Consider the following 7,892-nt stretch of genomic DNA (forward strand, 5'->3'; position numbering starts at 1 on the left):
CCCAGCTCTTCAAGTACCCCGTGTCCAGCGCCGTCCGGCAGCGTCGGCACCATCCACACACTCGCCCCGTCAGGCTCAGCGGCACGCGTCAACCCCGCCACCGCCGGCGTCTCAGGCGAAACAAGCTGCGGCCCACCAGACTGCACCTTCGCCCACCACAACGCGGTGTAAGCGCCCCCACCCTCCACAACACTCATCGCTCCACCGCCGAGCACAGGCCGTCGGCGGCGCTCGCCGCGGGTGAGGTGCATAGCGCTAGTGCAGAGTGCGGGCTGGCAGCATTCGCCGCGCGTGAGGTGCGTTCCGCCGCGTTCATTTGTTCACCCGGCGGAAGGTGCCTTCGGTGGCCCAGGGGGTGCCTGCAGTGGGGTCTATTCGCATGCCGTCGGACCAGATCAGCTCGTAGTCCAGTTCGTCGTGCAGGTGGGCTGCGGTCAGCTCGGCGAGCACTCGTCGCGCGGTGACCCAGTCGCCCGCGTCGTCCACCACCGCGACGATGCTCACGCTCTCGCGCCCCGCGAGAATCCGCTCAGCCTCGGCGCGCAGGTCTTCCCGGTCAGTCGCCGCCGCCGATTCCGGTGCTTCTGTCTCCGAGGAAGGCCGTGGCGGCGCCATCCGCGCAGTACCGGTTCGGCGTCCCGACTCGACCGCCTCGAGCATGCTCTCAGGAGAGAAATCAGGTGCGGCCGCATCGAAGATCAACCCGTCCAGCACACCAGCCAGTACTTCGGTGTCGCTGCTCCGGGTGAACGTCAGCCAAGTCTCGATCGGCAGCAACCCCAGCGCCCGCGTAGTACCGGCTCGCTCCACCAAACGACCTGCGGCGAGCTGCACCGCATCGGCGTACGCGGCCAGCGACATCCGCAGGTGCGTGCAGACGCGATGCAGTCCCGGCCAGCGTTCGAGCACGATCCGGTGGACCTTCTCGGCCTGCTCGATCAACCGCTCGTTGCCCCACGCCAGCTGCGCGTTCTCCCGCAGTTGCGCGGTCGTGCTGGTGGAAACCAGGATCGCGAGCTCGTTGCCGAGCAGCCGGAACACCTTCGTCAGCCGCTCGATCGAGGCCTGCCCCTGCTCGGAGGTGGCACGCGGGTCGCTCACGCTGTGCGCCTCGAGCGTCAGCAGTTGGTGCAGCTCGGCCTGACCGCCTTGCACCGACATCCGGCGGAGGAACATCAGCATCACGTACGGCGCGAACGCGGCCCGGTGGCGCAGCTCGTTCGGACGGTCCACGAGCTTCGTGATCGCGCCGTACTGCCGCAGTACGTCGAACCGCCGGACGATCACCTCGTGCGGATACCCGCGGCAGGCGAGGGTGGCCTGCTCCACCGTCAGCCCGTCGCTCCCGGCCTCGGCGAACGCGTCCAGGATCGCCTGGTCGACGTCCAGCAACTCGGGATCGACGATCATCGCCCCGGCCTCGCGTGCGAGCACGGCGAACACCTGCCGGTAGACGCGCAGTACGGCCGCTTCGGCCTCGGCGTCCAGCAACGTGGCGTCCATCGAAAACTCCTCCCGTGTGGCAGCCGACCCGTCAGCGTAGGCGGTCGGCGGCCAGAAGGTGGACTTTATCGACCCCCACCGACGGATCGAAATCGGACCACGCCAGGCCTGTGGACAACCGTTCCGCTCAGGACAGCCTGGAGGCCAGCCCGGGGAGTTCCCGCAGAGCATTCACGCGCTCGAGCCGGGTCCGCTCGGGGGAGTCGAAGGTCTCGCTGAGCTCTGGCTGTGGGTCGCCACTGCCGGTGAGGATCGCCGCGCTGAAGGGCCAGTCGCTGCCGAAGACGATGTTGTCGAGGCTGGTCACCTTGAGGACGCCGCCCATCGCCGCCGGGGACGGGCTGAGTGCCGTGTCGTAGAGGAAGCTGCTGATCAGCTTGGGCACGACCCCCGGCGGCAGGGTGCCGAGTTCGCTGGCGAGACCGAGACGGTAGGACAGGAACGGCACGGTTCCGCCGGCGTGCGCCAGTTGGAAACGGATCGACGGGTAGCGGGCCATCGTGCCGCGGAACATCAACTGCGTCGCGGCCCGGGTCGTGTCGAAGGTGAACTCGTACAAGAAGTCCGGCACCTGCAAGTCAGGCTTGTTCTGCGCGGGAATCGACGCTGGATGGATGAACACATAGGCGTTGCGCCGGGCGAGGGCCGCCATCACAGGTTCGAACCGCGGATCGCCCAGGTAGATCCCGTCGTACGCCGACAACAGGACGACCCCGTCGAGCTTCAGCTCATCCAGCGCGTACTCGATCTCGGCCACCGAGGCGGTCACGTCGGGCAGCGGCAGCACCGCCAGCGCTCCGAACCTCTTCGGATACTGCTTGAAGAGGCCGGACACGTAGGTGTTGCAGTACCTGGCCATCTCGCGGGCGTCCGCAGGGTCCAGGTAGTTGACGCCGGGATCTGACACCGAAAGGACCTGCGTCTGGATGCCGTAGCGCTCCATGAAGTCGACTGCCGCCTCGGGCGACCACTCGGGCAGCGGGAGGCCTGCGATGGTTCCGTATCCGTGCTCTACCAGGGATGCCCGGTAGTCGGGCGGAAGCGTGTGAGCGTGCATGTCGATCCGGTTCGTCATGGCTGAGACTCCTTGCTCGCGTAGTTGCACATCTCTGTGCAATTTATTGTAACTTGCACAGAGATGTGTAGGATTTCGCCCTGTGACGCCTACCACGACGGCCCGGCGCCGGGATGCGGTCGCCAACCAGCAGCGGATCCTGCAGGTCGGGCGGCAGGTGCTCGCCGCCAACCCGGACGCGTCCCTGGCAGATATCGCAGCGGCCGCCGGCGTCGTACGCCGGACCCTGTATGCGCACTTCCCGAACAGAGAAGCGCTCGTCCAAGCGATCGCGGACGAGGCAGCCCAGGCGATTCGCGAGGTGCTGGCAGCTGGAGACGGGGGACCGGCGGCTGAGGCTCTGGCCCGGTTCGTCCTCAAGGCCTGGCCGGTTGCGGACCGCTACCGGCTGCTGGTCGACCTGGGGACGGCAAGTCTGACCCCGGCCGGTGTTCGCGAATCGCTGCGCGGGCTCCGCTCGGATGTCGCCGAGCTCGTGCGGCGGGGCCAGCGCGAAGGCGACTTCACGTCGACCGTCCCGGCTGAGGTCCTGGCCTACACCCAGTCCTCCTTGATGCTCGGGTTGTTCGCCGCTGTCACGGACGGCGTGCTCGACGAGACGGAGGCCCCGCACACGGCCGCCATGCTGGCCCTACAGGCTGTCGGCGTACCGCCCGCCCGACGCCGCAAGGCGCTCGCCGCCGCGGTTGGCTGACCTGAAATTCAGGTGACGGGTCGACGGCCCGGCCCTACCATCCGAAGCATGATGAGACTGCTCGGCTAGTGCGTCCTCAAACGCTCTAGCCGACCCCCAGCAGCTGTGCCGGTGCGGACGACCCGAGACGGTCGTCCCCGGACAGCTTGCTGTTCTCATTCATCGGAGTTTCTGATGGCACCGTCACGTCTCGACGCCCTGCCGATCGGCGCTCAGCACCCGCGTCTTCGCGAGCTGCTCGCTGTCCGCAAGGATTCCCTCCCCGGCCGGATCCTGGTCGAGGGCAACTGGGAGCACAGCCAGCTCCTCACCACCCCGACCACCGTCGACACCTTCTTCTACTGCCCCGAAGCAGCAGAAGACACCGGTACTGCGGAACGCGTCGCCGCCCGCGCCGCCGAGGTCTACCGGATCTCCCCGAAACTGCTGGCCAGGGCGACCCGCAGGAGCCGATCGGACGGCCTCGTGTCGATCGCGCGACTCCCGGTCTGGCACCCGCGCGACTTCCGGTTCGACGAGTCGTCGCTGATCCTGGTCGCGGACGGGGTGGAGTACGCCGGCAACCTCGGCACCCTGATCCGTACCGTCGACGCGGCCCGCGCCGACTGCCTGGTCCTCACCAGCAGAAGGGCTCGCCGCAGTCACCCAGCCGTGTACGCCGCCAGCCGCGGCCTCGTCCTCAGTACGCCGGTACTCGAGTTCGACGACATCCCCGCGGCAGCCGGGTGGTTGCGCCGGCACGGTGTCGAGGTGCACCTGGCCGATCCTTCGGCGACCGGGAGTTACCGCGGACCGGCGTACCGGGGGAGGCCGACGGCGTTCGTGGTCGGCTCGGAAGGTGGCGGGCTGTCGGGGGTCTGGCATCGGCAGGGGTTCGGCGCGGTGTCGATCCCGATGCTGGGGCAGGCGGACTCCCTGAATGTCGCTCTCTCGGCCGGGATCCTGCTCTTCGAAGCCCGGGCGCGGAAGAGCGACTGGTGATCAGGGTCGGGGTGGGGCGGTCGAGGCGCGGGGGATCAGGCGGACGTCCAGGGTGATCGGCTCCGTCGGGTGCTTCGAGCGTTCGACGGCGTCGAGCAGGAGCCGGACCGCGATGCCGGCCTTCTGCGGGATGTCCTGCGCGATCGTGGTCAGTTTCGGGGTGACGTACTCGCTCAGGTCGAGATTGTCGAAGCCGAGCACGGAAACGTCGGCGGGAACGGAGAAAGCGCTCTCTGTGAGTCCCTCCATGATCCCGATCGCCAGGATGTCGGCGGTGGCGAAGACCGCGGTCGCGTCCGGATGCTCGGTCATCAGCCGCCGGCCGAGCTCCCGGCCGCTGGCGTGGGTTGTGGTCTCGACCGTGACCAGGCGCTCCTGCCAACTCAGACCCGCCTCGGCGAAGGCCGCCTGAAAGCCCTCGAACCGCTGGTGCACGACACCCACGTCGGAGAACGACGGTCCGGCGAAGACGATCTGCCGATGCCCGAGCTCGAGCAGGTGGCGGGCGGCGAGCAGGGCGCCGGTGTAGTCGTCGGACCGGACACCGGTGGTCAAGGGGTTCGCGGAGTAACTGTCGATGGCGAGCAACGCGACCTTGCCGATCGTGCGAGCCGTCAGCCGATCGATCTCCTCGTCCAGGAACCCCAGCAGCACGGCCCCGTCCAGACTCCACGACTGCAGCGCCTCGGCGACCTCGGCCGGCTGGGAGATGCCGCGCAGCATCAGGTGGTAGCCGCCCTTGCGCAGTTCGCGCTCGATCTGCCCGACGATCGCCACGTTGTGCGGGCTGATCATCAGGCTGTCCTCGTCGGCGGCCGGTACCAGCAGCCCGATCAGCCGGGACGACTTCGCCGCCAGGCTGCGCGCCGAGGCGCTCGGCACGTAGCCGCGCTCGGCCACGATCCGCTGGATCCGCTCGATCGTCTCCGGCGAGACGCGCGCCCGCTTGCCGTTCACCACATTCGAGACCGTCATCATGCTGACCCCGGCCTCGTCGGCGATGTCCTTCAGCGTGACCCGCACCAGCTCTCCTCTCGCCTGCCAACACCCTACGAGGGCAGCGACGCAGGGCAGCGTCACAGGGCCGGTCGGCGGTGCTCGGCCGACTGCTCTCCACCCATTGACAGTTTCGTTTCCGGCACATTACGGTCCACCGAGGTGGAGCGCTAAACCTATCATAAATCAAAGCGATCGGACGGAGCTTCGGCGTGACAGAGCACCAGTGGTGGCGGGACGCGGTGATCTACCAGATCTATCCGCGCAGCTTCGCCGACGGCGACGGCGACGGCACCGGTGACCTGGCCGGCGTGCGGTCCCGGCTGCCCTACCTGCGCAGCCTGGGGGTCGACGCCCTCTGGTTCACCCCGTGGTACCTCTCGCCGCTGGCCGACGGCGGGTACGACGTCGCCGACTACCGGGTGATCGACCCCGCTTTCGGCACCGTCGACGAGGCCGAGCAGTTGATCGCGGAGGCGGCCGGGCTCGGCATCCTCACCATCATCGACGTGGTCCCGAACCATGTGTCCAGCGAGCACGAGTGGTTCCGGGCCGCGCTGGCCGCAGGCCCGGGATCACCTGAGCGCGAGCGGTTCTGGTTCAAGGAAGGAGCGGAGTCGCCGACCGACTGGGTGTCCAGCTTCTCCGGTGACACCTGGACCCGGACGAAGAACCCGGACGGTACGCCGGGGGAGTGGTACCTGCATCTGTTCACCCCCGAACAGCCCGATCTCAACTGGAACCATCCCGACGTACGGCGTGAGCACGAGGCGATCCTGCGCTTCTGGTTCGACCGTGGGGTGGCCGGGATCCGGATCGACTCCGCGACGATGCCGGTGAAGGATCCCGCGTTTCCGTTGCTCGGCCATACCGAGGAGCACCCGTACGTCGATCGCGACGGTGTGCACGAGATCTACCGGGCCTGGCGGGCAGTCGCCGATTCCTACGATCCGCCTCGAGTGCTCGTCGGGGAGATCTGGCTTGCGGATCCCGAGCGGTTCGCGCGGTACCTGCGGCCCGACGAGATCCACACCGCGTTCAACTTCGACCTGATGGCCAGGCCCTGGCTTGCCGCGGAGTTGCGCGAGTCGATCAAGACCACGCTGGCGGCGCACGAGCCGGTGAACGCGCCGGCGACGTGGGTGCTCTCGAACCACGACATCACCCGGCCGGTCACGCGGTACGGGCGAGAGGACAGTTCGTTCTCCTTCTCTGCCAAGCGATTCGGCGTACCGACGGATCTGGCGAAGGGGCGACGCAGGGCTCGGGCGGCGGCCCTGCTGACCGCGGCATTGCCTGGATCGCTCTACATCTACCAAGGCGACGAGCTCGGCCTGCCCGAGGTGGAGGACCTCCCGCTGGCCGCGTTACAGGATCCGATCTTCCACCGCTCCGAGGGAGCCGATCCGGGCCGCGACGGCTGCCGGGTTCCGTTGCCCTGGACAACGACAGGACCGAGCTTCGGCTTCAACTCCCAGGGCTTCGGGCCCTGGCTGCCTCAGCCCGCCGCCTGGGGAGCGCTCTCTGTCGAGGCTCAGCAGCATGATCCCGACTCGATGCTCTCCCTGTACCGCGCTGCACTCGCCCAGCGAGGCGACATCTCAGGTGACCTGACCTGGCTCGTGGGGCTGAACACCGACGACGTGCTGGCCTTCCGCCGCGGCGACGACTTCCTCTGTCTCGTCAACCTCGGCGCCGAACCTCTCCAGCTACCCCCGAACACCACCGTGCTGCTCGCCAGCTCCGCCCTGGCCGGCGACCACCTGCCCACCGACACGGCTGTCTGGCTGCGGCCGGCGCCGACCCCTGCAGAATCCGTAGGAGAGTGACCATGAAGTCCTTCACCCCCGTGGCCATCGCGGTCGCTCTGGCTGCGAGCCTCACCGCCTGCTCCGGCTCGGACGACAGCGCCGATCAATCCACGCCGTCCGGTCCTGTCACCGTCAAGGTCGCCCGCGATCCCGGTCTCGACAAGGGAGCGATCGCCGCCTTCGACGAGCGAGTCGCCCAGTTCGAGAAGGCGAACCAGAACATCGACATCGTGCCGCAGGAGTACAACTGGACCGCGACCACCTTCACGGCCCAGCTCGCCGGCGGCACCCTGCCCGACGTCTTCACCGTGCCGTTCACCGACGGCCGCGGCCTGATCGAGCGAAAGCAGATCGCGGACATCAGCGGCCAGGTCGCCTCGCTGCCCTACGCCGGCAAGTTCAGCCCGAACGTGGCGAAGGCGGGCCAGGCGGCGGACGGCAAGATGTGGGCCGTCCCGATCGCCGCCTACGGACAGGCGCTGCACTACAACCGCACACTCTTCAAGCAAGCCGGGCTCGACGCCGATGCGCCGCCGACCAGCTGGGACGAGGTGCGGACGGCGGCGAAACAGATCGCGGAGAAGACCGGCAAGGCCGGCTATGCGCAGCTGACCACGGACAACACGGGCGGCTGGATCCTGACCACCCTCGACTACGCACTGGGCGGTCGGGCAGAGAAGATCGACGGCAGCACGGCGACCGCCGAGCTCGACACTCCGCAGATGACCGAGGCGCTCCAGTTGCTCAAGACGATGCGCTGGGATGACAACAGCATGGGGTCGAACTTCCTCTACGACTGGGGAGGCATCAACCAGGCGTTCGCTGCCGGCCA

General features: G+C 68.2%; 8 protein-coding genes. 4 read left to right on the top strand and 4 right to left on the bottom strand.

Annotated elements, in window-relative coordinates:
* The 3 genes from VFG33_RS28375 to VFG33_RS28385 form a co-directional block, all read right to left on the bottom strand.
* Nucleotides 1-197, bottom strand: a 197-nt coding sequence (locus VFG33_RS28375) for a hypothetical protein (RefSeq protein ID WP_325056033.1), incomplete at its 3' end; no start/stop codon positions are given.
* Between the two features lie 115 nt (nucleotides 198-312).
* Nucleotides 313-1,503, bottom strand: coding sequence for a hypothetical protein (locus VFG33_RS28380; protein WP_325056034.1), 1,191 nt, complete (start codon nucleotides 1,501-1,503; stop codon nucleotides 313-315).
* A 127-nt stretch (nucleotides 1,504-1,630) separates the two neighbouring features.
* Entirely contained in the window at nucleotides 1,631-2,578 is a 948-nt protein-coding gene (locus VFG33_RS28385) for an amidohydrolase family protein (protein WP_325056035.1), read from the bottom strand.
* An 82-nt stretch (nucleotides 2,579-2,660) separates the two neighbouring features.
* On the opposite strand from VFG33_RS28385, the gene VFG33_RS28390 reads away from it, so the two are divergent.
* Both VFG33_RS28390 and VFG33_RS28395 read left to right on the top strand, forming a co-directional pair.
* Complete coding sequence (locus VFG33_RS28390) at nucleotides 2,661-3,272, top strand: TetR/AcrR family transcriptional regulator (RefSeq protein ID WP_325056036.1); 612 nt, start codon at nucleotides 2,661-2,663, stop codon at nucleotides 3,270-3,272.
* A 174-nt stretch (nucleotides 3,273-3,446) separates the two neighbouring features.
* Nucleotides 3,447-4,253, top strand: coding sequence for a TrmH family RNA methyltransferase (locus VFG33_RS28395; protein WP_325056037.1), 807 nt, complete (start codon nucleotides 3,447-3,449; stop codon nucleotides 4,251-4,253).
* Here the strand turns inward: VFG33_RS28395 and VFG33_RS28400 are convergent, their stop codons facing one another.
* Nucleotides 4,254-5,276: a LacI family DNA-binding transcriptional regulator gene (locus VFG33_RS28400; RefSeq protein ID WP_325056038.1), complete on the bottom strand. Its 1,023-nt coding sequence runs from the start codon at nucleotides 5,274-5,276 to the stop codon at nucleotides 4,254-4,256.
* A gap of 185 nt (nucleotides 5,277-5,461) precedes the next feature.
* Between VFG33_RS28400 and VFG33_RS28405 the strand changes: the two genes are divergently transcribed.
* Together VFG33_RS28405 and VFG33_RS28410 are read left to right on the top strand one after the other, a co-directional pair.
* Nucleotides 5,462-7,078, top strand: a complete 1,617-nt coding sequence (locus VFG33_RS28405; protein WP_325056039.1) for a glycoside hydrolase family 13 protein — start codon at nucleotides 5,462-5,464, stop codon at nucleotides 7,076-7,078.
* 2 nt (nucleotides 7,079-7,080) lie between these two features.
* The coding region (locus VFG33_RS28410; RefSeq protein WP_325056040.1) for an ABC transporter substrate-binding protein at nucleotides 7,081-7,892 on the top strand (812 nt) is incomplete at its 3' end.

The organism is Kribbella sp. (assembly GCF_035687465.1).
Classification (GTDB): domain Bacteria; phylum Actinomycetota; class Actinomycetes; order Propionibacteriales; family Kribbellaceae; genus Kribbella.